Here is a 24125-nt window from a genome sequence, read left to right on the forward strand (position 1 = left end):
AGCGGGATCACCGACCACACGGCCGGCACTGCGGCGCGGGACGGCCGTCAGCTCGAGCGGCGCGGTCCCCGGCGACGGCCCGTGCGCTGCGACTCGGCGGCGCCCTGCGCGTCGGTGGTCCGCGGCTCGGCGTCCGGGATGAACTCACCGGCGAGGCGGAGACCGTCACGGCCCTGGACCCAGTGCAGGAACGAGCCACCGTTCCAGGTGTCGTCCACGGGGGTGCGACGGCCCGGGAGGCGGGCGAGCACGGCGGCGAGACGGGGAACGACCATGTGAAACCTTCGAACGGAGCTGAGGTCCCCGCCCGGCCGGGCGAGCCTCTAAGGGTTAAAATGATGAATTGACGCTTACCGTAGAGGGAAGGCAGTTCGCCGTGCAAGTCCCTTTCGACGACTACGCGCAGGCAGCGGGGGTGGCGACCGAGCTCGTCAACACCGCTCCCTGTGTATGGAACGGCACGGACAAGCTTTCCGATGTCGCGGAGCTGGAGACGTTCGTCACCACGCACGTCCCGGCGTCCTGGGCGCCCGGTCTCGACGCCGCGGTCCCGACCGACGACGACCTCGCCGCGACCCACGGTCTGCGCGACGCCCTGCGCACGCTCATCGACTCCGGTGACGCACAGGAGATCGTGCGGCGGGCCACGGAGCTGACCGGTTCGGTCGGCACGCTGAGCCTGGCCGTCGACGACGACGTGACCCGCTGGCAGGCGATCACGGCCCCCGAGGCGCCGCTGGCCGACCAGCTGGGCCTGCTGACCGGGGTCGGTGTCCTGGGCGTCACGCACGCGCTGGGCGTGGAGCGGTTCCGCAGCTGTGCCTCCCCCGACTGCGCGGGTGTGTTCATCGACACCAGCCGCAACGGCGCCCGCCGCTACTGCATGCCGGGGCTGTGCGGCAACCGCGTCAACGTGGCCGCCCACCGGGCCCGGCAGAGGGCGCAGTAGCCGGTCCGGGGAAGACCCGCTCCGCGAGATGTCGCGCGACGCCGCCCAGGCCGGGGCCGAAGCCGACCGCTCCGGTGCCGAGCGGGAACGCGGACAGGACCGCGTCGGCCAGGGGCCGCAGGGCGGGCGGCGCCACCTCGCCCCGGTGGCCGATCGTGTGTGCCGCCACCACCGCGAGGACGGCGAGGCCGGCGTCGAGCGCGGCACCGGCGTCGCCGGCACGGCGCCACGCGAGCACCTCGGCGGTGCCGGTGTCGGTCTGCCCACCCGGCCCGAGGCCGATCAACGACGTCCCGGCCGCGGCGCGGGCCTCCTCCGCCCAGCCCGCCGACGTCATGTCCAGCAGGCTGACCTGCGCCTCCGGCTCGGACGCGACGATCCCGTCGGGCCGCTCGACCAGGCGGCTCACCTGGGCGGTGACCAGCTGCGCGAGGTCGGCCCAGCTCCGGGCCAGCGCGTCGAGGCCGGGCGCGGCCAGCGGGTCGTGGTACCCGCCGTTGGAGAGCACCTCGCCCAGCGGGGGGCGGGTGCCGGGGCCGACGAAGATCGGGTTGTTCGACGAGGCACGCAGCGAGATCCGCGCACCGTCGGCGGCCTGGGCCAGGGCCCGCCGCGTCCAGCCGAGCATCCGCGGGGCGCTGCGGAACGACACCGGCGCCTGGTACGGCAGCGTCGGCCCCTCGGCTCCGGCCATCAGCTTCCGCATCCGTTCCAGGGTCGCCGCCTGGTGCTCATCGCCCCAGACGCGGGCCAGCTCCTCGTCGTAGTGCGCGCCCGGTGCCCGGACGGCGATCGCGGCCAGGGCGGCCACGTCCTCGGCCACGGTGATCCGGCCCTGCCCGGCCAGCACGGCGTCGGCGAGGACCGCGGCGGAGACCGGGGCGCCGTTGATCAGCGCCATCCCCTCGCCGATCTCCAGCGTGCCGTCGAACCGCGCCCGGAACAGGTGGCCCAGCGCGATGACGTTGCCGGGCTCGCCGTGGCCCCGGCCGGGGACGTGGGGCATCGGGCCGTCGAGCATCGCGGCCAGGGCTGTCGCGGTCTCGGGGCGCACGGCCGCCGTCCCGTTGAGGACGTCGGCGAGCCGGGCCAGGACGACGGCCCGCACGACCCGCTCCGGGAGGCCGGGCCCGGTGCTCGCCGGGGTGGACGGCAGGCGGCGGGCGTACTCGGCGCGGGCGTCGGCGTCGAGGACCTGCTTGGCGCCGTGGTGATGGCGGGTGGTGATGCCGTAGAGGTGGCGGCCCCGATGGGCGTCGACGAACGCGACGAACTCCGCCCGCCGTCGCCCGATCGACGACACGGCGTCCGGCGCCAGCACGACCTGTTCGCCGTGCCACGACACCCGTCGCACGACGTCCGGGGTGAGGTCGGCGCTGCGCGCGAGTACGACGGTCATGGAGGGACCCTACGAACCGGCGGCGGTCCGCACCGCCCGCGCCGCCCGTCGAGCAGAATGCCCGCATCCCGTTCGCGTCCCCGAGGAGTGTCCATGACCGAGTTCGTCCTGGTCCACGGTGCCGCGCACGGCGGATGGTGCTGGCCGCGGGTGGCCGGGCCGTTGCGTGCCGCCGGCCACCGGGTGCTGACCCCGACCCTGACCGGGCTGGGCTCGCGCGCCCACCACCTCACGCCCGAGGTCGGGCTCGGCACGATGATCGACGACGTGGTCGCCGAGATCGAGACCGAGGAGTGCCGGGACGCGGTGCTGGTCGGGCACAGCTTCGGGGCGACCGTGGCCTGCGGGGTCGCCGAGCGCGTCACCGACCGGCTCTCCGCCCTGGTCCTGCTCGACGGGGTGCTGGCCGATCCGGGCGCGAGCGTCCTGGACGGGCTCGGCCCCGAGATCGCCGCCGCACGGCTGGCGGCCGCCGGGGCGGTGGACGGCACCCCGACCATGCCCCCGCTGCACCTGGACGGCTTCGGCTTCACCGACCCCGCCGACCGGGCGTGGGTCGAGCGCCGGGTCACCCCGCACCCGGTGCGCTCCTACACCGAGCCGCTGCCGACGACGGGCCCGTGGGGCGCCGGCCTGCCGTGCACCTACATCGCCTGCACCGCCCCCGCCTATCCCCCCGTCGCCGCCTCGGCCGCCCGCGCGGCGCGGCAGCCGGGGTGGACGATCCGGGAGCTGGCGACCGGTCACGACGCCATGGTCACCGCTCCGGACGCCGTGGTGGACCTGCTGCTCGAGGCCGCCGGGCAGTAGCGCTCAGCCGACGGCGAACCCGGTCCCCGACGTGGCCGTGGTGATCCCGAGGCCGGACAGGACCGCGGCGGCCTTGGTGTCGTCGAGCAGGCGCAGGCCCATGAAGTTGTCGCCGGGGTTGAAGCCGGGGAGCTCCCAGACCCTCTCGTACGGGATCCGGGTCTGCGTCAGCGCCAACAGGCTGTAGACGTTGTCCCAGTTGCAGACGTCGGGTGCGGGGTTCCACAGCGCCCGGGCGAACGCCGGGTTGCGCAGCACCAGGCCGACCTCGCCGACGGCCAGGACCTGCTTGCGTCCGGTCAGCAGCACGACGTCGCCGGTGCCGAGCTGCGCCATCCGCCGGTCGTGCGCGGCCGACGCGCCCCAGAAGTGCGCCTCCCCGGCCGGGTGCAGGGCACGGAGGTCGGCGAGCTCGCGGCCGTCCAGGGCGTCGGCGAGGCCGGTGAACGCGACGGTCCGGTCCAGGGTCTGCGTCCAGTGCCGGCGGAACCGTGGCAGGCCGTAGGACGGCTGGATCACGACCCGGGTCATGGGCCGATTGTGCGCGCGGCGCCGCCCGGCGCCGCGCCCGCCTCAGCCCAGCGTCGCCCGCCCGGCCTCCAGACGGGCCACCGGCACGCGGTAGGGCGAGCAGGACACGTAGTCGAGCCCGGCGCGGTGGAAGAAGTGCACCGAGTCCGGGTCGCCGCCGTGCTCGCCGCAGATCCCCAGCTTGAGGTCCGGGCGGGTCCGCCGGCCCTCCCGTGCGCCGAGCTCGACCAGGTGCCCGACACCCTCGACGTCGAGCGACTCGAACGGCGACACCCCGAAGATCCCCTGCTCCAGGTAGTCGGAGAAGAACGAGCTCTCGACGTCGTCGCGGGAGAAGCCCCACGTCGTCTGGGTGAGGTCGTTCGTGCCGAAGGAGAAGAACTCGGCGGTCTCGGCGATCTGCGCGGCCACGATCGCCGCGCGCGGCAGCTCGATCATGGTCCCGACCTGGTGCGGCACCGGGGCGCCGTCCACGTGCGACTCCGGCTCGGCGACGACCTCGGCGATCTCCGCGGACACGGCCTGCAGCTCCTGCACCGTCCCGACCAGCGGCACCATGATCTCCGGGTGCACCGCGACCCCCTCGGCGACGAGCGTCGCCGCGGCCCGGGTGATGGCGCGGACCTGCATCGCGAACAGGCCCGGTACGGCGATACCGAGTCGGACGCCACGCAGCCCCAGCATCGGGTTCTGCTCGTGCAGCCGGCGCACGGCGACCAGCAGCTCCTCGCGCACCGGGTCGGTCTCGCCGCGCTCGTGGGCCAGCGCGCTCTCGACGGTGAGCTCGGTGAGGTCGGGCAGGAACTCGTGCAGCGGCGGGTCCAGCAGCCGGATCGTCACCGGTAGGCCGTCCATCGCCCGGTACAGCGCGGTGAAGTCCTCGATCTGCATCGGCAGTAGGGCGGCGAGCTGCTCCTCGCGCTGGTCCCGGGTCTCGGCGAGCACCAGCTTCTCGACCATCTCGCGGCGGTCGCCGAGGAACATGTGCTCGGTGCGGCAGAGCCCGATCCCCTCGGCGCCGAAGCGCCGGGCCCGGGCGGCGTCGTCGGCGGTGTCGGCGTTGACCCGCACGCGCAGCCGCCGGCGCTCGTCGGCGTGGCGCATCAGGCGGGCGACGGCGTCGACGAGATCGTCGCCCTGACCCTCCTGCATGCTCCCCTCGAACCAGGAGACCACCGGGCTCGCGACGACCGGGACCTCACCCAGGTAGACCTCGCCGTTCGTGCCGTCGATCGAGATCGTCTCGCCCTCGCCGACCTCGACCCCGTCGGCGGTGGTGAACCGCTTCGCCGCGACGTCGACCTCCAGGTCGTCCGCCCCGCACACCGCGGTCTTGCCCATCCCGCGCGCGACGACCGCGGCGTGCGACGTCCGCCCGCCGCGGCTGGTCAGGATGCCCTCGGCGGCGATCATGCCGTCCAGGTCGTCCGGGTTCGTCTCGCGCCGGACCAGCACGACCTTCTCCCCCGCCCTCGTCTTCGCGACGGCCGTCGCCGAGTCGAACACCGCCGCCCCGACCGCGGCGCCCGGGGAGGCGTTCATCCCGGTCGTGAGCAGCTTCTTCTCCGCGTCCCGGTCGAAGCGCGGGAACATCAGGTTCGCCAGCTGGGCCCCGGTGACGCGCCCGAGGGCCTCGTCGAGGTCGATCACGCCCTCGTCGACGAGCTGGGTGGCGATCGTGAACGCGGCCGCGGCGGTGCGCTTGCCGACCCGGGTCTGCAGCATCCACAGCTGCCCGCGTTCGATCGTGAACTCGATGTCGCAGAGGTCGCGGTAGTGGTTCTCCAGCGTGGTCATGATGTCCATGAGCCGGTCGTAGGAGACCTTGTCGATGGTCTCCAGCTCGGCGAGCGGACGGGTGTTGCGGATGCCGGCGACGACGTCCTCGCCCTGGGCGTTCTGCAGGTAGTCGCCGTAGACGCCGCGCGCGCCGGAGGCGGGGTCGCGGGTGAACGCGACGCCGGTGCCGGAGTCCATGCCGAGGTTGCCGAACACCATCGACACCACGCTGACCGCGGTGCCGAGGTCGGCCGGGATGCGTTCCTGACGCCGGTAGAGGTGCGCCCGCGGCGAGTTCCAGGAGTCGAACACCGCGCGGACGGCGAGGTCGAGCTGCTCGCGCGGGTCCTGCGGGAAGTCGCGCCCGGCGTGGGTGCGCACGAGACCCTTGAACGTCTCCACCAGGGTCTCGAAGTCGCCGGCGTCGAGGTCGAGGTCGTTGCGGGTGCCCTTGGCCGCCTTCGCCTCGTCGACGGCGTGCGAGAAGTGCTCGGAGGAGATGCCCAGGACGGTCGCGCCGAACATCTGCACCAGGCGGCGGTAGGAGTCCCAGGCGAAGCGGTCGTCCCCGGCCCGCCGGGCCAGTGCGTGCACCGAGGCGTCGTTGAGGCCGACGTTGAGGACGGTCTCCATCATCCCGGGCATCGAGAACTTCGCCCCGGACCGGACCGAGACCAGCAGCGGGTCCTCCGGGTCCCCGAGTCGACGGCCCATCGCCGACTCCAGCGTGGACAGGTGCTCGGTGACCTCGTCGGCCATCCCGTCCGGTTCGGCGCCCCCGCTCAGGTAGGCCCGGCAGGCCTCGGTGGTGATGATGAACCCGGGCGGCACCGGCAGGCCCAGGTTCGTCATCTCGGCCAGGTTCGCGCCCTTGCCGCCGAGCAGGTCCTTCTGGTCGCGGTCACCCTCGGCGAAGTCGTAGACGAACCTGGGCATCGCGGTACCTCCGGCGGGTCGGATACGAGATGGCGACAGACCGTCGCCTGGGCATCCGGTCAGTGTGGGCCGGACACCGGCCCCGCCCAAGAGCCGAATGTCGCCAGACCGGTCTCCGGATCGATCCAGTCGGGTGGGCACGGCGGGGCGGGCCGGTGGCCCGGCCCGGTCACGGACGCGAACGGTGGCAGCCGTTCGGCATCCGGACGGCCACCTCGGACCCGATCCTGACCGGATGTCGCTGGAGGAGCTGCTGCTCGCCCAGGCCGGTGTGCTGACCCGGACCCAGGCCCTGGCCCATGGGGTCGCGGCCAGGACGATCACGCGAAGGGGGTCGTCCGGGGCGTGGTCGTCGATCCATCCCGGCGTCTACCTGGTCGGCGGGCACCGCTTCACCGACGAGGCCCGGGTCCGGGCGGCCTGGCTGTGGGGTGGCGGGCGTTCGACGGTCAGCGGCCCGTCCGCCGCGTTCTGGCACGGCGTGCTCGGCCGGCGCGGCTTCCGGATCGACCTCACGATGCCCCGGGCGTCGCACCGTCGACGGCCACCCGGGGTGTTCCTCCGCCGTCGCGATCTCGAGCCGGAGGAGCGCGGGGTCGTCGTGACCGGACGCGCCCTCTCGGTGCTGGAGACCGCACCCGTGGTCGCGAACGGCGCGCAGTTCCTCGACCGGGCGTTGCAGCGGCACATCTCCTTCACCGAGCTGCACGAGGCGTACTGCCGGGCGGCAGGCTCCCGGGGGATGGGCCCGGCCGGGGTGATGCTGGTGGCCTGCGCCGACCGGGCCGACTCAGCTGCCGAGCGCCTGATGCTGCGCCTGCTGACCGGGGCCGGGTTCTCCGGCTTCGAGCGGGCCCATCCCTTCGGCCCCTTCACCGTCGACGTCGCGTTCCCGGCCTCGCGGGTGGCGATCGAGGTCGACGGGTGGGCGTGGCACGTCGACTCCGAGCGGTTCGCGACCGACCGGCGCAAGGGCAACGCCCTGGTCGGCGCCGGCTGGACGGTGCTGCGCTTCACCTGGGCGAACCTCGCCGAGGAGCCCGGTGAGATCGTCCGGACCGTCCGCGCCGCCCTGGCCCACGCCACCGCCGCGTGATCGGCGGCCGGGTACCGATCAGAGCCGTCCGTGGCCACCATCGGGACCGGACTGCCGATCATCGCGACAGGTCCGGCGGTCGTGACCGCGTACTGCCTGCACGATCGGAGACCGGGTCCCGATCACGGCCACAGGTGGCCCCGATCGGGACCGGGCCGCCGATCACCGCGCCACCGCCCGTCGTGGACCGACCGGATCCGCCCCGCGCGGCGGCACAGCAAGATCGACTGTTGGTATGTTTTGTGACGAACCGAACTCGCGTCCGGGGACGGCCACACCCGAGGGGAGCCCGACGATCGACGACCGCGAGAACAGTCCGACCGACGCGCTGCTCGACGCGGCGTCGCCCGGCTCCGGCCCGCCACTGGTCGTCGTGACCGGGCCGACCGGGTCCGGCCGGACCTCCGCGCTCGCGGGGCTGCGCACGACCCTGCTCGCCCGCGGGGTCACCGTCGCGTCGATGCGGTTCTCCCCCGGTGGCGGCGCCGCCCCGGCCGTCCCGTCGGCGACGACCGACGGCCGGGGCGCGCTCGGGGCCCGGTACGGGGCGGCCCACCCCTCGGCGTGGCTGCCGTTCGGGCCGGTGGAGGGTGCGCACGCCGACCCGGCGGTGGCCGCGCGGGCGGGTGCCGCCGCGGCGGCACCGATGCTGGCGGGTGGGAACACCGTCGTCCTCGTCGACGACGCGCAGTGGATGGACCGGGACTCCCTCGCCGTGCTCGAGTCCCTCGTCCGGCGCCTGCGCGCCGGTGCGGTCCGGGTGGTCTGTGCCGTCCGGACACCCGCGACGGACCTCGTCGCCGCCGGTGCCGCGGCGACGATGCGCCGGCTGCGCCGCGACGATCTGGTCGTGTCGATCCGGCTGCCCCTGTTCGACGAGGCGCGGATCGTCCGCGAGCTGCGGACCGCCGTCGCGGCCGTCCCGTCCACCGAGCTCGTCGACCGGGTCCGCGGGCTCACCCGCGGGATCCCGGCCGCGGTCGCCGACCTCGTCGCCGGCCTGCGTGCCGACGGGGCCGTGCACGTCGTCGACCGGCACGCGCACCTGGTGCCGCCGGTGCGGCGGACCGGGATGGAGGGCCACCACCTGCTGCGCGGCGTCCGGGGCCTCGCCCCCGGCCTCGCGGACGCGGCGACCGCGGCGGCGGTGCTGCACCCGGTCGGCCCGGCGCTCCCGGACCTGCTCGTCACCGCGCTGGGGGTCCCCGCCGACGAGGCGACGGACCGGCTCGCGGCCCTGCGCGACGCCGGAGTGCTGCACCACGGCGGCCGGTCGTGGAGGTTCGTCGTCCCGCTGCTGGCCGAGGCCCTCGTCTCGGGGATCGGGCCCTACGAGCGGCGGCGTCTGGCCATGATCGTCGTCGAGGCCGTCCGGGACGGCACCGCGACCGGCGTCGACGAGGCCTACCTCACCGACCGGGTCGCCGACGCCGGACGGCTGGCCCCGGCCCGCTGGGCGCTGGACCTGCTCTGCGCCCAGGCCCGCGCGGCCGTCCCCGCCGACCCGGAGCGCGCCTCGCGGTGGCTGTCCGCCGCGGTCGAGCTCGCCTCCGACCGCACGGAACGGGTCGAGATCCTCCGGATGCACCTGCGGACGAGCTTCGACGGCGGCGACTACCCGACCGCCGTCGCCCTCGCCCGGGAGATCCTGCACTACGACGCCGAGCGGCTACCGGTCCCGGCCCGGCAGATCGTCGCGATCCTGCTGGTGTTCTCCCTGCACAACGTCGGCGACGTCGAGAGCCTCGAGGAGATCGCCGCCGGGACCCGGGAGACCCTCGGCGACGAGCCCCTCCGACGGATCGGCCAGGCGATCGCCCTGGTGCACCTGGACCGGTGGGTCGAGTCGCGGGAGCTGCTCGACAGCACCGAGGACGTCTGGTCCCGCAGCCCCGCCACCCGGGCACCGGGGCGGATGTTCGGCGCGTTCACCGCCCTCTACACGGGCGAGCCCGGACCGTTCGAGGAGATGCTCGCCGCCGCCGAGCAGGGCCGGCACGTCGCCAGCGGCTGGGAGCGGGAGAGCCACATCGAGGGCCTCGTCTCGGCCCTGCTGACCGTCGGGGAGCTGCGCCGCGCCGAACGCCTGCTCGACGCCGAGGGCCAGGCCCCGGAGACGCTCGCCCCGGCCGGCCAGGTGCTCGTGTCGCTGATGCGCGGACGCACCGGGGCCTCGCTCGACGACGCCCGGCGGACGGTCGCCCGCAGCGCCGGACGCGGCTCCGGCACCGTGCACGCCCCGATGAGCCAGATCATGGCCTTCCTGCTGATCGCGCAGGGCCGGTTGAGCGGGGCCCGTGACCTGCTCGCCTCGGCCAGGGCCGGCGCCCCGGCCCTGGAACACCTGCTGGAGGATCCCGAGGCCGAGATCGACGTCATCCTCGGCGACGTCGCGCGGGCCGAGGCCCGGCTGACCGACGCGCTGGACACCGGCAAGCGTCGCGGGCTCCTGGTCGGCAGCGACGTGACGCTGGCCCAGCTCGCCGGGTTCGCGCTGGACCGCGGCGACCTCGACGTCGCGCGGCGCCGGGCCGTCGAGCTGGAGGGCGTCGCCGACCGCATGGGCACCAGCCGCAGCGCCATGTACGCGACGATCACCCGGGCGGCCGTCGACCGGGACCCCGCCCTGGCCCGGGAGGGTCTGCGGATCGGACGCGAGCGCGGGATCCCGTTCGAGCTGGCGACCACACAGCTGCGCCTGGTGGCGCACGGCGTCGCCGACCCGGTCCTGCTCTCCGAGGCGTACGCGACGTTCGGGGACCTGGACGCACTGTTGTTCCGGGCCTGGACCCGCACCCTGATGACGGCCACGGAGGTCCCGATCCCGGGCCGCCGGGTCACCGTGGAGGAGAACGAACGACTCCTCGCGCTCCTGGTGGCCGAGGGTCTGAGCAACAAGCAGATCGCGGTCACGCTGCGGACCAGTGACAAGAGCGTCGAGGGACGGCTGGGACGGCTGTTCGCCCGCACCGGTCACCGCTCCCGCATCGAGCTGGCCGCCGCCATCCTCACCGGTGACGACCCGGTGTGACCCTGCTACACCCATACCCGGTTCCCGGCGCTCATCCGTCGAAACCGTCCGCGATCCGGGCCCCGAGCAGCAGCACGGCGTCGATCGTCTCCGGGCGCAGTGCGCCGAGGTGCACCCGGCCGCCGTAGGCCAGGTGCGGGTCGAAGGGCAGCTCGACCACGGCCCGTGTCCGCGACTCGAAGTGCCGGCGGACGAGGTCGCGGTCGACGTCGCGGCTCCACCGGTCGCAGCTCAGGACGACCACGGACTGCTCGGCCAGGGCGGCGAAGCCGTGCCCGTGCAGCCAGTCCAGGGTCTTCGACGCCCGGTTCGCCCCGTCGACGGTGGGGCTGCCGACCACGACCAGCGAGTCGGCCAGCGCCAGCGTCCCCTCCATCGCCGAGTGCACCAGCCCGGTCCCGGAGTCGGTGATCAGGATGTTCGCGAACCGCCCGACGAGACGGCACACCGCCTCGTACTCGGCGCGGGAGAACGACTCCCCCGCCGCCGGGTCCTGCTCCGAGGCGAGGACCCGCAGACGTCCGGCGAGACTGGTGAAGCGGTCGAGGTCGTGGATGGTGGTCGCCTGCTCGATGCCGGCCAGCAGGTCGCGCACGGTGACGCTGGTGTCGCCGGTGAGGCGGTCGGCGAGCGTGCCGGCGTCGGGGTTGGCGTCGAGGGCGACGACCCGGTCGCCGCGGTTCTCGGCGAGCGCCAGGCCCAGGCACGCGGACACGGTCGTCTTGCCGACACCGCCCTTGATCGACGCGACCGCGACACGACGGACACCGGGCAGCGGGCGGCGGATCGCCTGGATCATCTGCTGCCGGGCGACCTGCGCGGGCGACGGTCCGGGGTTCATCCGGCCGCGGGTGACGGTGTAGACGCCGCGCCGCCACCCGCCCATCGGCGCCTCGCCGGAGTAGCGCACGAGGGAGTCCGGGCCCAGCGGGGGTGCCGGCGCACTGGCGTCGACCGGGAGCGGGACGACTCCCCGCTGAGGGGGTGCGGCCCGCCGGTCCCGGGGTGGGGTCGGGGTGACGTCCGGGTCCGAGGGTGACACCAGCGGTGGTCCGGAGCGGGGTGCGGGCGGGCGTACCGGTGCGGGTGGATGTCCGAAGGCCGTTCGCGGAGCCGGAGGGCGGGCGGGCGCCCGCCCGACGACGCCGGTCGGCTCGGCCGGTCCGGACGACACCGGCGGTGGGGTCGGACCGGCCGGCTCCGGCGACGACGTCGTCCCGGCCGGCCGCGGTGCGCCGGCTGGACCGGTGGGTCCCGGCGCCGGTCCGTGATCGGACGAAACCGGCGACCTCGCGACCACCGGCATCCGGGTCGTCGGCTCGGGTGTCCCGACCGTCGCCGCTTCCTCCGGCGGGGCGGGCGCAGACGGGGTGAGCGGCCGGGAGGGCTCCGGGCCGCGGCCGGTCACCGCCCCGGACCGCGTTCCCCGTGGCCCTCCCTGCGGTCCCGGATCGGCCGGGCTATCCGGTGGGGACGCCGTCCGGCCGTTCGGGGCCGGGCCCCCCGCCGGGGCCGCCGGGGTCCAGCTGACCGGCCAGTCGACCGGCACCCAGGCGAGATCGTCGTCGCCCGGGGAGACCCGGCCGGCGTCGTTCGTGGTGCCGTTCGCCATCGGAGTGACCCGCCGTCCCCGTCAGCTCACCGAGAGCTCGGTCGACTGCACGGACGACCCGTCCACCGGCTCGTCGAGGGTGAACGTCACCGAGCCGCCACCGATCCGCTTGCTGATCGTCTGCGTGCCGGACTCGGTGTGCACGGTCGCCGTCGCGGTCCGGCCGGCGCAGTGGTCGTCGAATCCGGAGACCCGCAGCGCGCGGACCTTCCCGTCATCGCCCTGCTGGGCCTCGACGCCGAGCGACGAGGAGTCGACCGAGCAGGACTCCTCCTGCTGCTTCGCGGCCTGCTCCTCGGCCTGCCGCGCCGCCTCTTGCCGGGCCTGCTTCTGGGCGCGCTCCCGGGCACGTTCCTGGGCGCGCTCCTGGGCGCGCTCCTGGCGCACCTGCTGCTCGGCACGCTCCTGCGCGGCGGCCCGCTCCCGGGCCGACTCGGCGGCCTCCCGGCGCTCCTCCTGCTGGGCCTGACGGGCCTGCTCCTGACGGGCGGCGGCCTGCTTCGCCTTCTCGACGGCCGCCTGGCGGGCCTGCCGGTCCGCATCCTGCCGCGCCGCCTGCTGCTCGGCCGCCTGCTGCTGGGCCACCAGCTCCTGCGCCGCCTGCTGCTGGGCCACCAGCTCCTGCGCGGCCTGCTGCTGGGCCGCCGGCTGCGCGGCCGCCTCGTTCTGCACGGACTCGCGGGTCGGGAGGAACTTCTGCGCGGTGGGCTTCCGGACGGCCTGGCCGGCGGTGTCGTTCCCGGCCGACGGCGGCTGCTGCTCCGCCCGCGGCGCGGCCATCGCGGACTCTTTGACGGCCGCACGCAGGGACTGGTCGGCCGACTGCAGAGCGGCCTGCGGGGCCGCCGCCTGCGCGGTGGGCGCGCCGGAGAGCTGGGCGAGCCAGCGGTCGGCCAGGGCGATGGCCTGCTTCTCCGCCTCGGCGCGGATCGCCTGCTCCGCCGACCCGGGGGTCGCCGCGGCGGCGCCCCGGACGGGGGCGGACGCCTGCACCGGGGCAGCGTCCCGGACGGGGGTCGCGGCCGGCACCGGGGTCGAGCCCTCGGCCGGGGTTGAGCCCGGGGTCACCACCGCCGGGATCGTCTCCGCCGGAGCGGTCCTGCCGGGCGCCGTCGTGCCGGGCGCGGTCGCGCCGGGCGTCGTCGCGCCGGGAGCGGTCGCGCCGGGCTCGCCGGTGACGGGCGTGGTCGCACCGGACCCGGTCCTGTCCGGGGTCGCGTCCGGGGTGGTCGAACCGTCGGTCACGTCCGGCGTCCCCTCCGTCGACGGGACGAGTGACCCGAGCAGCTCCGACGTCGCGTCGGACGACTCCTGGCCCAGCAGCGCGTCGAGCGGGTTCGCCGTGGTCGCCGAGGGATCCTCCCCCGTCGCGGCCTGCCGGCTCGCGGACTCCTTCGACGAGCCTCCGAGCCCGAGCAGCGACCCGTCCTCGGACCGGGAGCCCTGCGCCAGGGTCGAGGTCACCGGCAGCGACGCGACCACGGGTTCGGCCGCGGCGGCGACGGGCGCCACCACCGACGCCACCGGGGCGGGGGCGGCCGGGAGCCGGAGCGGAGCCGGTGCCGCGACCGGGGCGGCGGGGAGCGCGAGCGGTACGGCGGGAAGCGGGACGGCCGGGAGCGGCGCGGCGGCGAGGGCCCCGGTGAGCGGCGTCGAGACGACCGGGGCGCCGCCGGACACCGGGAGGGAGCCCGGGGCGGCGATCGTCGGCTCATCGACACCCACGCCGTCGAGCGACGGCAGACCGGACCCGGCCGCCGGGACGCTGCCGGCCGGGGCCGGGGTGGCGGTCCCGGACCTCGGCGCGGAGGGGCCGGTGCGCTCCTCCGGCGCGGGAAGGCTGGACTGCTTGCCCGCGGCCCAGGCCGCCCAGTCGTCCGCGCCGTCCGCCGGCTGCGGCGACGACGGCCCGCCGGCGAGGGCCGCGCCGAAGATGCCGACCGCGGCCACCGCCGTGAAGCCCGCGGCGGCGAACGTCTGCCGCTGCCGCGCCGGACCGGATCGCCGGCCGGGTCGGGTCGGGTCGTCGTGTCCGTCTGCCGGCATCGTGGAACACCTTTCGTGAGGTCGTCGTACACCCGTGGGGACGGGCGCTGCGGATCCGAGGAGCTGTCGGTCCGGCCGACCCCGCGTGGGCCGGGACGACGACGCCTCGGGGACTCCGCTCCGATACCCACGCTCACAGCCGGCGGGCCTCGCGTGGGCGGGCCGGGCGGGCGAACGACCAAGTCGAGGAAGATCCCCCGCTAACCCGATCGGGTCAGGCCCGACCTCGGGGTCCTGCGCGGAGGGCGACGTCGCGGCTCACGCGCCGATCGCCTCCAGCCGCCCGTCCAGGCTCGCCGCCGCCAGCCCGTGCCGGGTCCGGCAGCCGGCCTTGAGGAAGAGCTTGGTCAGGTGGTTCTCCACGGTCTTCTCGCTGACCCCGATCGCGATCGCGATCCGCCGGTTCGTCGCGCCGTCGCGGATCAGCTCCACGATGCGTACCTCGATGTCGGAGAAGCGGTCGGGTCGGGAGCGGGCGACCGGGGCGGCGACGCCGCGCCCGGCCATCAACTGCTTCGCCCGGGCCCGGAGGCGGGGCGCGCCGATCTCCCGGGCGATCTCGTAGGCCTCGTGCAGCCAGCGCTGCGGGTCGGCCGCCACCAGCCCGGTCGCGAGGCAGGCCCAGGCCAGCTCGGGGCGGTGCTCACGTCCGCGGACCAGCGCGAGGCCCTCGCGGACCGCGGTCTCGTCGCCCGTGGTCAGGCCGACGAGCAGCGAGATCGACTCCCGGGCCACGGTGGCGCGGTTGCGGCGTTCGCGCACGGAGGTCTCCTCGGCCAGCCGGGCGGTCCAGGCCGCGTCACCGGCCTCGGCCGCGACCGTCGCCATCCGGACCAGGAGCCGCCACCCGCCGGCGTCACCGGATCCGGACCCGATGCGGCGGTAGGCCTCCCAGCCGGCCGCGAGCGCCCCGGCCGCGTCGCCCTCCCGGTACCGGATGCCGCACGCGACCCAGCCTCGGATCGCGGTGAACGGGCCGTCGGCCGGGACCGCGTCGAGCCAGGCGGCCGCGCGCCGGTCCTCGCCGCGCCAGTTGCACATCTCGGCTGCGAGCAGCTGGGCGATCTGCCGGCTCAGCGGGTCGCCGTGGGTCGCGGTGGCCAGCTCGCGGGCCGCGCACAACGCGTCGGTCCATGCGCCGGTGGCGTAGGTCTGCACGACGCGGTGGTAGGCGGCGAGCGCACCGTGCGCCGGGGCGCCGTAGTCCGCGCCGTAGAGCCACTCGAACACCGGGACCAGGGCGCGGGTCGCGAACGCCACCTCGATCCCGAACCGGGCGCGACGGCGGCGCTGCGAGCGGTCCTGCAGCGTGGCCGCGAGCTGGGGACGCGGCCAGCCGTCGGTGAGGTGGGCGAAAGCGGCGACGAGGTCGTCGAGCTCCACCGGCTCCCCCGCGAACCAGCGGTCGCAGAACCGCAGCGGGCAGTGCTCGTACCCCGGTTCGGCCAGGGCGTCGCGGACCGCGGCCGACACCGGGCGGCCGCAGTGCAGGGCGGCCAGCGCGGCCGCCACGGCCAGCTCGGACCGCACCCGGGGGTCGGCCTCGGGCGGGCCCTCCGCCACGATCTCGGCGACGAAACCGGTCAGCAGCTCGCAGCGGCCGTTGCGCACGAGCAGGCGGACCAGCTCGGACTGCACCCGCATCCGGCCCCGCCCGGGTCCGGCGTGCCTCCAGGCCGCGAGGTAGCGGCGGGCGGCGTGGTCGGGGTGCAGGACGGCGACGCGTACGGCCTCGTCGTGGAGCAGGGTGGCCAGGTCCGGTGTGGGCGGCAGCGCCGCGCCCGCGGCGACGACGTGGTCGGCGAGTACCGACGGGTCGCACGGCGCACCGGCCTGCGCGGCGGCGTGCAGGTGCGCGGCCATCGCCCGGTGCAGCTCCGTGACGGTGCCGCACCCGGCCTGCTCCAGCAGGGTCGTACCGAGGGCCGGGCAGCGCAGCGACAGGCGCCCGGCCGCGTCGCCGTCGAGCACCCCCGCGCGGACCAGCCGGTCCACCTCGCGCCCGCACTCGTCGACCGGGCGCCCGGTCGCGGCGGCGAGGGCGGGGACGTCGTCCACGCCGAGGTCGGTGTAGCCGGCGGCGAGAACCACCAGGTCGCGCGCGGGACCGTCGCCCACCTCGGTCAGCAACGGGTGCCCGGCGGGCAGGGCGATCGGCGCGGCGCAGCAGCCCGGATCGAGATCGCGCAGGCAGAGGTGGTCGTGGGCGACGACGAGCCGGTCACGGGCACGCAGCTCGGCCACCGTCGCCAGCAGCGTCGCCGGGTTCCCGTAGAGCGGGCCCAGCGCCGCCCGCAGCGCGGCGGGCACGGCGGGGTCGACGGGCACGTTCCCGACGCGGCGCAGCAGCAGGTCGACGTCGGCGTCGGGCAGCGGGCCGAGCTCGACGACGCGGTCGGCCACGTCGCACAGCTCCGCCGACCCTCCGGGCCGGCCGGCGTCGCCGGTGCATCCCGCGACCACGTAGTGCCCGGACAGGTGCGCCGGGGCGAGCGCGAACAGGGGCTGCCCGACGGCGTCGACGTCGTCGGCGAGCAGCGCCACCCGCGAGTGCACGCCGATCCGGGTGAACATCCGGCCCATCTCGGCGAGCAGCGCCGAGCGGCGCGCCGGCGAGCCGTAGCTCTCCGGGGTGCACAGGCCGGCCACGGCACTGATCGACGCGCCCAGGGCGGGGTCGGCGTCGAGGTCCTCGAACCGTTCCCGGACCGCGGCCAGCACGGCGCAGGCCCCGAACAGGTCCCACTCGACCCGCTCGTCGCCGAAACCGACGTCGAGCACGACGACCCCGTCGGCCCGCAGCTCGCGGCCCAGCGCAGCGAGCACGGCGGACCGCCCGCTGCCGTGCGCCCCGCGCAGGACCACCAGTCCGCCGCGACCGTCGGGCGGGACCAGATCGGTGAGCTCGTCCCGTCGTCCGACGACCCCTCCGCGCTGCCGCGCCATGCCACCGTCCTCTCGTCTCGTGCCCGTCCTTCCTAGTTGATCTCACACCGGAACAAACTCCGGAGCACCCCCGGGGCCCGGATCGGGGAGGTTCCCCCACGGACCGCCCGGATCGCCCGAGACGATCTCGATCGGACAGCATGGGGGCATGAAAGAGCTGGTCGAGCTGATGAAATCGCCGGGTGGGCCGCCCCTGGTCGGGATCACCGGTCCGGCCGGGTCGGGGCGGACGACACTGCTGGCCGAGCTCGGTACCGAGATCGACATCTCCGGTTCGCGCATCGTTGCGCTGCGGTTCACCCGGGACGGGTCGGCCGTGCCCGCCCACCTCGCTTCGCGGTCGGTCCCCGCACCCGGCCGGGTGGCCCCGGCACGCGACCGGCTCAGCCCGCCGTGGTCGCCGATCGGGTCCGCCGACGGCGCCGCGGACGACCCCCGTATCGCCCGTACGGCCGGCGCCGCGGCCGCCGCGCCGCTGCTGCTCTCCGGGAACGCGGTACTGCTGGTGGACGACGCGCAGTGGATGGACCGGGACACCTCGGCCGTGCTCGAGGCGATGGTGCGCCGGTTCGCCGGGTCGACGGTGCGCGTCGTCTGCGCCGTCCGCACGCCGGTCCCGGCGTCGGCACGCGCGGAGGGGGTGTGCGCGTGGGCCCGCCTGCGCTCGGACGGCCTGGTGCACGACGTGCGCCTCCGACCGCTCGACGGCGACGCGGTGGCCCGTGCGCTGCGGACCGCGACCGGCGCCGTCGCGGCCCCGGAGCTCGTCGCCCGGGTCCGGGCGCTGAGCCGGGGCGTCCCGGCCGCGGTACGGGACGCCGTCGAGGACTTGCGGGCCGACGGCTCGATCCGGGTGGTCGACCGGCACGCCTACCTGGTGCCGGCGTCGGGTCGCGCGCGGGAGCCCCGCAACCACCTGCTGCGGACCGTGCACGACCTGGGTGAGGACGTCTGGTCCGCCGCGAAGGCGGTGGCCGTCCTGCATCCGCTCGGCGCCGCCGCTCCGGGCCTGGTCGCCTCCTCGCTCCGCTGCACGGCGGCCGAGGCCGGCGCGCTGCTCGACCGGCTGCGTGGAGCCGGTGTCCTGCACCGCGGGCACGGCGGCGCGACCTGGCGGTTCACCGTGCCGCTGGTCGCGTCGGTCCTGCTGGACTGCCTCGGGCCCTACGAGCGGCGCCGGCTCTCCGAGACCGCGGTCCGGGCCGTGTGGGACGACGGCGTCGTCTGCGACGACCCCGACTACCTCACCGACCGGGTCGCCGACGCCGGCCGCCTGGTCGACCCGGTCCGGGCGCGGGCGGAGCTCCTCGCACGCGCTCCGGAGGCGATGGGCACGAGGCCCGACCTCGCCGAACGGTGGTGGAACGCGGCCGCCGAGCTGGCGCCGGACCGGGCGCAGCGGGCCCAGGCCCTGCTCATGCACGCCGTCACCTGCTTCCTGCACGGCGACTACGAACGCAGCATGCACGGCACCCAGGCGGTCCTGCGCTACCACCCGGAGCAGCTCCCGGCCGAGTCGGTCCAGGAGATCCAGGTGATGCTGATCAGCGCGATGCACAACGTCGGCGACGCCGGGGCGCTGGAGGAGGTCGCGGCCGGACGGCGGTTCTTCCACGGCGACGACGCCGCCCGCACCGTCTCCCGCGCCATCGCGCTGAGCCTGATGGACCGCTGGGCCGACGCCCGGCGGCTGCTCGCCGGGACCCGCGACGTCTGGGCCACCACGGCGATGTCGACCGCACTCGGCGAGCTGTTCGAGATGCTCGCCGACCTGTGGGCGGGGCGCCCGGAGCCACTGCACCGGCGCCTCGCCGAGGCGGGGACCGGCGACCGGTCGCACGGGACCGACGAGCGGCACCGGCACACCCACGTCAACGCCCTGGTCACGACCCTGTTCTGCGTCGGTGACCTGCGCGGGGTGGAGCACGTGCTGGAGAAGGAGGGTCTCGCACCCGAGGGGCTCGACATGACCAACCGGGCCCAGCTGGCGGCGACGCAGGGCCGGTTCGACACCGCGCTGGACCTCGGCCGGCGCTGCATCGCCGGTGGCACCGCCCGCGGCTACGACGCCGGCCGGTCGGCGATGCAGCAGGGCACCGCCTACCTGATGATCGCCCGCGGGGAGCTGAGCCGCGCCCGTGAGCTGCTGGCCACGGCGCGCGCGGACCGCCCCGCCCTGGCGCACCTGCTGGAGAACCCCGCGGCCGAGATCGACAAGGTGCTCGGGAACGGCGACGCGGCCACCGAGCGGCTCACGACGACCCTGGACGCGGCGATGCGGCGCGAGCTCGTCGTCGGCGCGGAGCTGACCTGGGCCCAGCTCGCGGACCTGGCCCTGGACCGGGGTGACCACGGCGCGGCGGTGCGGGCGCTGGAGGGCGTCGACCGGGTCGACGCGGCGATGCGCACCTCGCGCAGCCGGATGTACGCGCTGCTGGTCCGCGCCGCGGTGGACTCCGACGGCGCCGCGGCCCGGGACGCCGTGGACGTGTGCCGCGAGCGCGGGCAACCGTTCGAGCTCGGCGTCACGATCTCCAAGCTCGCCCGCCACGGACTCGGCGAACCGGAGCTGCTGCGGGAGGCCTACGACGTCTTCGGCGACCTCGACGCCCTCCTGTGCCGGGTCTGGACCCGGACGCTGATGCTGCGCTACGACGTCCCGATCCCCGGCCGGCGGGTGACGGTGGCCGAGAACGAGCGCCTGCTGGCCCTGCTCGTCGCCGACGGGCTGAGCAACAAGCAGCTCGCGTTCGTGCTGCGGACGAGCGACAAGAGCGTGGAGGGACGGCTGAGCAGGCTGTTCAGCCGCACCGGTCACCGGTCGCGAATCGAGCTGGCCGCGGCGATCGCCTCCGGAGAGTACGAGGTCGGCTGACCCGCCGCGGCGTCCCCGGCCGGCGCGTAGCGTGCATTCCCGGCACCGCCGTACGAGAAGGAGGCCCGCCCGTGACCGCGTCCACCCTCACCGCCGCCGCCATCGCCGGGATGATCGACCACGCGATCCTCAAGCCGGAGCTGACCCGAGCCGAGGTGGACGCCCAGCTCGACATCGCGGCCCGGTACCGGATCTTCAGCGTCTGCGTGCGCCCCTCCGACGTCGCGCACGCCGTGACCCGGCTGGCCGGGACCGATGTCGCCGTCGGCACCGTGATCGGCTTCCCGCACGGCACGACCAGCACCGCGGCCAAGGCCGCCGAGGCCCGGCAGGCGCTCGATGACGGCGCCGCCGAGCTCGACATGGTGCTCAACATCGGACGGCTGCGCAGCGGACTTCTCGACGACGTCGAGGCCGACATCCGGGCCGTCGTCGAGGCCGGGCAGGGGCGGGTCGTCAAGGTCATCCTGGAGACGGCCTTCCTCTCCGACGACGACATCGTCGCCGGGTGCCGGGCCGCCGAACGGGCCGGCGCGGCGTTCGTCAAGACCTCCACGGGGTTCGCCGGTGGCGGCGCGACGGCCGCGCACGTCGAGCTGATGCGCCGCACGGTCGGCCCGTCGGTGCAGGTCAAGGCGTCCGGCGGGGTCCGCGACCTGGACACCGTGCTGGCCTTCCACGCCGCCGGCGTCACCCGCTTCGGCACCAGCGGCACCGCGACCATCCTCGACGACGCCACCACCCGCGAGTCCGGTGCGACGGCTCCGGCCCGCGAGGACCGCTCCTCCTACTGACGGGCGGGCTCCACCCCGCTTCCGCGCGCCCGCCGACGTGACGCGACCGCGGGCGCGCCCGCGTCGCAGGGCTCGGCGCGCGTCGCGGTGCTCAGCGCGCCGTACGCAACCGGTGGACGGCGCCGCGGATCCGGCCTCGGCGGGCGGGCGACAGACGGCCCGACACCACGTCGGCCAGCAGCGTGCCGACGGTCTCCTGCGCGTCGGCCCGGTTCGCGCCGATCCCCCGGGACGGGCCGCGCTTGATCCAGCCGACGACGTAGGAGTTCGCGGTGCCGGTGACCCGGCCGTCCTCGTGCGGGACGGTGCCGGTCGCCTCGTCGAACGGCAGGCCGGGCACCGCGCGCCCGCGGTGGCCGATGGCGCGCACCACCAGACCCGCCGGGATCGTGGTGCCGCCGGAGAGCCGGACCCCCTCCACCACGGTGTCGCCGAGGATCTCCTCGGTGACCGACGAGAACCGCAGCACGATCCGCCGTCCGGGAGGTGGCGGGGCGGCGTAGTCGACGGCCTCCCGCTTCACCGACGCGAGCAGCCCGCCCTTGTCGGCGCCCGCGTCGATCATCGCGCCGACGGACGGGTCGTGGTCGTCGACGACGAGGTCGACGTCGTCGCGCCGGGTCAGCGCCATCATCTCCGGCCGGGTGTAGGCCGCGACGTCCGGCCCGCGGCGCCCGAGCAGGACGACCTCACGGACGGTGCCGGCCCGCAGCCGGGCCAGGGCGGCCGGGGAGATCGAGGTCCCGGCGAGGTCGTCGGGGTCGGCGGTGAGGATCCGGGCGACGTCGAGGGCGACGTTGCCGTTGCCCACCACCACGACCCGCTCGCCGGAGAGGTCGAGCGCGTCGTCGTCGACGTCGGGGTGCCCGTTGTACCAGCCCACCGCCGTGATCGCCCCGACACTGCCGGGCAGGTCCTCCCCCGGCACGCCCAGGTCACGCGAGGCGGGCGCACCCACGGCGTAGATCACCGCGTCGTGCTCGCGGCCCAGCTGCACGGCCGTGACGTCTCGGCCCACCTCCACCCCGAGGCGCATCCGCAGCCGGTGGTGCGAGCGGTACCGGTCGAACGTCTCGCCGATCCGCTTGGTCGACGGGTGGTCCGGCGCGACGCCGAAGTTCACCAGTCCCCCGGCCACCGGCAGGCGGTCGATCAGCGTGACCCGCGACGAGGTGTGCAGCAGCAGGTCCTGCACCGCGTACATCCCGGCCGGCCCGCTGCCGACGACCGCGACGTCGAGCGCCGGGAAGTCCGGCGGGATCACCCGGTCGAAGCGCGGCGGGTCCCAGCTGTGGAAGATCGGCGCCGGGTCCGGGCGCTGCGCCGCGGCCGGGCGGCCGACGTAGTACTCGGCGTTGACCTCGCCGTAGGCGGCGAGCGGCCCGGACAGCGACTCCAGCGGGAAGATCGCGTCGACCGGGCAGGCGTCCGCGCAGGCCCCGCAGTCGATGCACGAGCGCGGGTCGATGTAGAGCATCTCGGCGGTGTCGAAGTCCGCCTCGCCCGGTGTCGGGTGGATGCAGTTCACCGGGCAGGCCGCCACGCAGGACGCATCGGTGCAGCAGGTCTGGGTGATCGCGAACGCCATGGCCCGGGCTCAGATCAGGTGGGCGCGCTTGTAGAACGCGGTCGCCTCGCGGGTGAGCAGCCCGCAGGAGTCCAGGAACTCCATCAGCCCGGCGCAGCTCGAGCGCAGCATCGCCTTGTGGTGCTCGTTGTCCTTCGCCTCGCGCAGGGCGCGCTGCTCGTCGAGCCCGGCGTTGGCGTAGATCTTCGAGTTCCACATGCTGGTGACGATGAAGTACGCGGCCCCGGCCACGACCAGCGCGTTGATCCGGCGGCGGAGCGGGCCGGCCCCCTTGAGCCGCTCGCGGGTCTCCTCGCGGGCGAACTTCATGTGCCGCGACTCCTCGACCACGTGGATGTTGTTGATCGTGCGCACGAACGGGACGACGCGCTCGTCGCGCATCCAGTCCCGCTGCATGACGTCGAGGACCTCCTCCGCGACCAGGATCGCGGCGTAGGCGGCCTCACCGAACGCGGCGGCCTTGAACACCCGCCCGAGCTCGATGACGTGGCGCTTCGGGCGGTAGGCCGGGGCGCCCAGCTTCGCCGCACCGCGGGCGAACATGATCGAGTGCCGGCACTCGTCGGCGATCTCGGTCAGCGCCCACTGGAACGCCGGGTCGGTCGCGTCCTTGGCGTAGAAGTCCCGGATGACCATCTGCTGCAGGATCATCTCGAACCAGATGCCGGTGCTGGCCACCGACGCCGCCTCCTGGCGGGTCAGCGCGCGCCGCTGCTCCTCGGTCATCTCGTCCCAGTAGGACGTCCCGTAGAGGGTGCTCCACTCCGGGCTGGCGCCGTGGAACGACGTGTCCAGCGGCGTCTCCCAGTCGACGGCCTCGACCGGGTCGTAGGACAGCTCCTCGGACGAGCGCAGGAGGCGGTTGGCCATGTCGTCCCGCTCGGCAGTGGCTGCGTCCCGGTCCTCTGCGATGGCGCCAGTCATGATCGCTCCCTGACAGTGTCGACGACGACTCCCTGTTACCGACGGTAACGTTACCAGAGGTAACAGGCCAACGCAGCCCCTGGTGTCGATCTCCGTGAGGGCACACCGTCCGAACACGACGACGGGCCCGGGCGGCCTTCTCGGCGCCCGGGCCCGTGGTCGGGGGTAGTGCAGGTCGTCCTAGGTGTCGGGGTCGAAGTCCGACGGCGAGGCCTCGTCCAGGAAGCGGCGGAACTCCTCGATCTCCTTCACGTCGACGCCGGGCTCGGCGGGTGCGCCACCGGCCTCGGCGTTCTCGACCGAGGTGTCGTCGGCGCCGACGATCCGGGCCTTCGCGACCCCGGCCCGCTCGAACACCTCGTCCGCGACCTCGATCCGCGCGTCCAGGTGCAGGGCCAGCGTCAGCGCGTCGCTGGCCCGGGAGTCGACCGTGGTGCCGTCGTCGAGCACCAGCTCGGCGTGGAAGACGGTCTCGCGCAGCTCGGTGATCCGGACCCCGGTGAGCCGGCGTTCGAACTGCTCGATCAGAAGCCCGATCAGGGCGTGGGTCCCCGGCCGGGGCGAGCTCATCCCCTGCCGGGCCCGTTCGACCTCGGTGGCGTCGTCCTTGGCCATCCAGATCGGGAGCAGACGCCCCGGCGGGGCCGTCTCCTCCAGCAGGACCAGGGGCTGCGACCGTTGCTGGTCGACCCCGATCGCGTGCACGCGCGTCTCGATCACGACAACCTCCCCTGGACCGCCGGGCCGGGTCCCGGTCACGACGGCGTCAGGACCGGAGTATCCCACGAACGACGGTCCACACCCGGAGA

The 24125-nt window shown here is 75.2% G+C and carries 16 protein-coding genes; 6 read left to right on the forward strand and 10 right to left on the reverse strand.

Annotated features, from left to right (window positions below):
* Nucleotides 1-47 precede the first annotated feature (47 nt).
* Nucleotides 48-275, reverse strand: a complete 228-nt coding sequence (locus tag EV383_RS18035) for a hypothetical protein (RefSeq protein ID WP_130290994.1) — start codon at nt 273-275, stop codon at nt 48-50.
* A gap of 101 nt (nt 276-376) precedes the next feature.
* Here EV383_RS18035 and EV383_RS18040 point away from each other — a divergent pair, with 101 nt between their 5' ends.
* Nucleotides 377-949 carry a CGNR zinc finger domain-containing protein gene (locus tag EV383_RS18040; protein ID WP_130290995.1) on the forward strand — a complete coding sequence of 191 codons (573 nt, stop codon included), beginning with the start codon at nt 377-379 and terminating at the stop codon, nt 947-949.
* Here EV383_RS18040 and EV383_RS18045 read toward each other — a convergent pair.
* Nucleotides 909-2348, reverse strand: a complete 1440-nt coding sequence (locus EV383_RS18045; protein ID WP_130290996.1) for an aromatic amino acid lyase — start codon at nt 2346-2348, stop codon at nt 909-911. The genes EV383_RS18040 and EV383_RS18045 overlap by 41 nt on opposite strands.
* A gap of 93 nt (nt 2349-2441) precedes the next feature.
* Here EV383_RS18045 and EV383_RS18050 point away from each other — a divergent pair, with 93 nt between their 5' ends.
* Nucleotides 2442-3158: an alpha/beta fold hydrolase gene (locus tag EV383_RS18050; protein WP_130290997.1), complete on the forward strand. Its 717-nt coding sequence runs from the start codon at nt 2442-2444 to the stop codon at nt 3156-3158.
* Between the two features lie 3 nt (nt 3159-3161).
* Here EV383_RS18050 and EV383_RS18055 read toward each other — a convergent pair whose 3' ends face one another.
* Together EV383_RS18055 and ppdK are read right to left on the reverse strand one after the other, a co-directional pair.
* Nucleotides 3162-3689: a hypothetical protein gene (locus tag EV383_RS18055; RefSeq protein WP_130290998.1), complete on the reverse strand. Its 528-nt coding sequence runs from the start codon at nt 3687-3689 to the stop codon at nt 3162-3164.
* 42 nt (nt 3690-3731) lie between these two features.
* The gene (gene ppdK, locus EV383_RS18060; RefSeq protein WP_130290999.1) at nt 3732-6404 is read right to left on the reverse strand and encodes a pyruvate, phosphate dikinase; all 2673 of its coding nucleotides are present in this window, start codon (nt 6402-6404) and stop codon (nt 3732-3734) included.
* Nucleotides 6405-6639: 235 nt separating this feature from the next.
* Here ppdK and EV383_RS18065 point away from each other — a divergent pair, with 235 nt between their 5' ends.
* Nucleotides 6640-7500: a type IV toxin-antitoxin system AbiEi family antitoxin domain-containing protein gene (locus EV383_RS18065; protein WP_165438391.1), complete on the forward strand. Its 861-nt coding sequence runs from the start codon at nt 6640-6642 to the stop codon at nt 7498-7500.
* 235 nt (nt 7501-7735) lie between these two features.
* Nucleotides 7736-10531, forward strand: a complete 2796-nt coding sequence (locus tag EV383_RS18070; RefSeq protein ID WP_130291001.1) for an ATP-binding protein — start codon at nt 7736-7738, stop codon at nt 10529-10531.
* A gap of 31 nt (nt 10532-10562) precedes the next feature.
* Here EV383_RS18070 and EV383_RS18075 read toward each other — a convergent pair whose 3' ends face one another.
* The 3 genes from EV383_RS18075 to EV383_RS31730 form a co-directional block, all read right to left on the reverse strand.
* The gene (locus EV383_RS18075) at nt 10563-11573 is read right to left on the reverse strand and encodes a MinD/ParA family ATP-binding protein (RefSeq protein ID WP_242623175.1); all 1011 of its coding nucleotides are present in this window, start codon (nt 11571-11573) and stop codon (nt 10563-10565) included.
* Between the two features lie 591 nt (nt 11574-12164).
* Nucleotides 12165-14189, reverse strand: coding sequence for a hypothetical protein (locus EV383_RS18080; protein ID WP_130291002.1), 2025 nt, complete (start codon nt 14187-14189; stop codon nt 12165-12167).
* Nucleotides 14190-14447: 258 nt separating this feature from the next.
* The gene (locus EV383_RS31730) at nt 14448-17135 is read right to left on the reverse strand and encodes a helix-turn-helix transcriptional regulator (protein WP_242623176.1); all 2688 of its coding nucleotides are present in this window, start codon (nt 17133-17135) and stop codon (nt 14448-14450) included.
* A gap of 148 nt (nt 17136-17283) precedes the next feature.
* On the opposite strand from EV383_RS31730, the gene EV383_RS18090 reads away from it, so the two are divergent.
* Entirely contained in the window at nt 17284-20010 is a 2727-nt protein-coding gene (locus EV383_RS18090) for an ATP-binding protein (protein ID WP_130291003.1), read from the forward strand.
* Nucleotides 20011-20081: 71 nt separating this feature from the next.
* Nucleotides 20082-20804, forward strand: a complete 723-nt coding sequence (gene deoC, locus EV383_RS18095; RefSeq protein WP_130291004.1) for a deoxyribose-phosphate aldolase — start codon at nt 20082-20084, stop codon at nt 20802-20804.
* A 91-nt stretch (nt 20805-20895) separates the two neighbouring features.
* On the opposite strand, the gene EV383_RS18100 is transcribed toward deoC, so the two are convergent.
* The 3 genes from EV383_RS18100 to EV383_RS18110 form a co-directional block, all read right to left on the reverse strand.
* A complete protein-coding gene (locus EV383_RS18100) occupies nt 20896-22392 on the reverse strand; it encodes an FAD-dependent oxidoreductase (protein WP_130291005.1) in 1497 nt (498 codons plus the stop codon).
* 9 nt (nt 22393-22401) lie between these two features.
* A complete protein-coding gene (locus tag EV383_RS18105; protein WP_130291006.1) occupies nt 22402-23316 on the reverse strand; it encodes an AurF N-oxygenase family protein in 915 nt (304 codons plus the stop codon).
* Nucleotides 23317-23496: 180 nt separating this feature from the next.
* Entirely contained in the window at nt 23497-24036 is a 540-nt protein-coding gene (locus EV383_RS18110; protein ID WP_165438392.1) for a bifunctional nuclease family protein, read from the reverse strand.
* Nucleotides 24037-24125 lie beyond the last annotated feature (89 nt).

It is taken from the genome of Pseudonocardia sediminis, assembly GCF_004217185.1.
Classification (GTDB): domain Bacteria; phylum Actinomycetota; class Actinomycetes; order Mycobacteriales; family Pseudonocardiaceae; genus Pseudonocardia; species Pseudonocardia sediminis.

What these genes read in the sequence shown, in the direction of transcription:
- EV383_RS18035 (WP_130290994.1), bottom strand. Translation starts at nt 275, where the DNA reads ATGGTCGTTCCCCGTCTCGCCGCCGTGCTCGCCCGCCTCCCGGGCCGT.
- EV383_RS18045 (WP_130290996.1), bottom strand. Translation starts at nt 2,348, where the DNA reads ATGACCGTCGTACTCGCGCGCAGCGCCGACCTCACCCCGGACGTCGTG.
- EV383_RS18050 (WP_130290997.1), top strand. Translation starts at nt 2,442, where the DNA reads ATGACCGAGTTCGTCCTGGTCCACGGTGCCGCGCACGGCGGATGGTGC.
- EV383_RS18055 (WP_130290998.1), bottom strand. Translation starts at nt 3,689, where the DNA reads ATGACCCGGGTCGTGATCCAGCCGTCCTACGGCCTGCCACGGTTCCGC.
- ppdK (WP_130290999.1), bottom strand. Translation starts at nt 6,404, where the DNA reads ATGCCCAGGTTCGTCTACGACTTCGCCGAGGGTGACCGCGACCAGAAG.
- EV383_RS18065 (WP_165438391.1), top strand. Translation starts at nt 6,640, where the DNA reads ATGTCGCTGGAGGAGCTGCTGCTCGCCCAGGCCGGTGTGCTGACCCGG.
- EV383_RS18070 (WP_130291001.1), top strand. Translation starts at nt 7,736, where the DNA reads ATGTTTTGTGACGAACCGAACTCGCGTCCGGGGACGGCCACACCCGAG.
- EV383_RS18080 (WP_130291002.1), bottom strand. Translation starts at nt 14,189, where the DNA reads ATGCCGGCAGACGGACACGACGACCCGACCCGACCCGGCCGGCGATCC.
- EV383_RS31730 (WP_242623176.1), bottom strand. Translation starts at nt 17,135, where the DNA reads ATGGCGCGGCAGCGCGGAGGGGTCGTCGGACGACGGGACGAGCTCACC.
- EV383_RS18090 (WP_130291003.1), top strand. Translation starts at nt 17,284, where the DNA reads ATGAAAGAGCTGGTCGAGCTGATGAAATCGCCGGGTGGGCCGCCCCTG.
- EV383_RS18100 (WP_130291005.1), bottom strand. Translation starts at nt 22,392, where the DNA reads ATGGCGTTCGCGATCACCCAGACCTGCTGCACCGATGCGTCCTGCGTG.
- EV383_RS18105 (WP_130291006.1), bottom strand. Translation starts at nt 23,316, where the DNA reads ATGACTGGCGCCATCGCAGAGGACCGGGACGCAGCCACTGCCGAGCGG.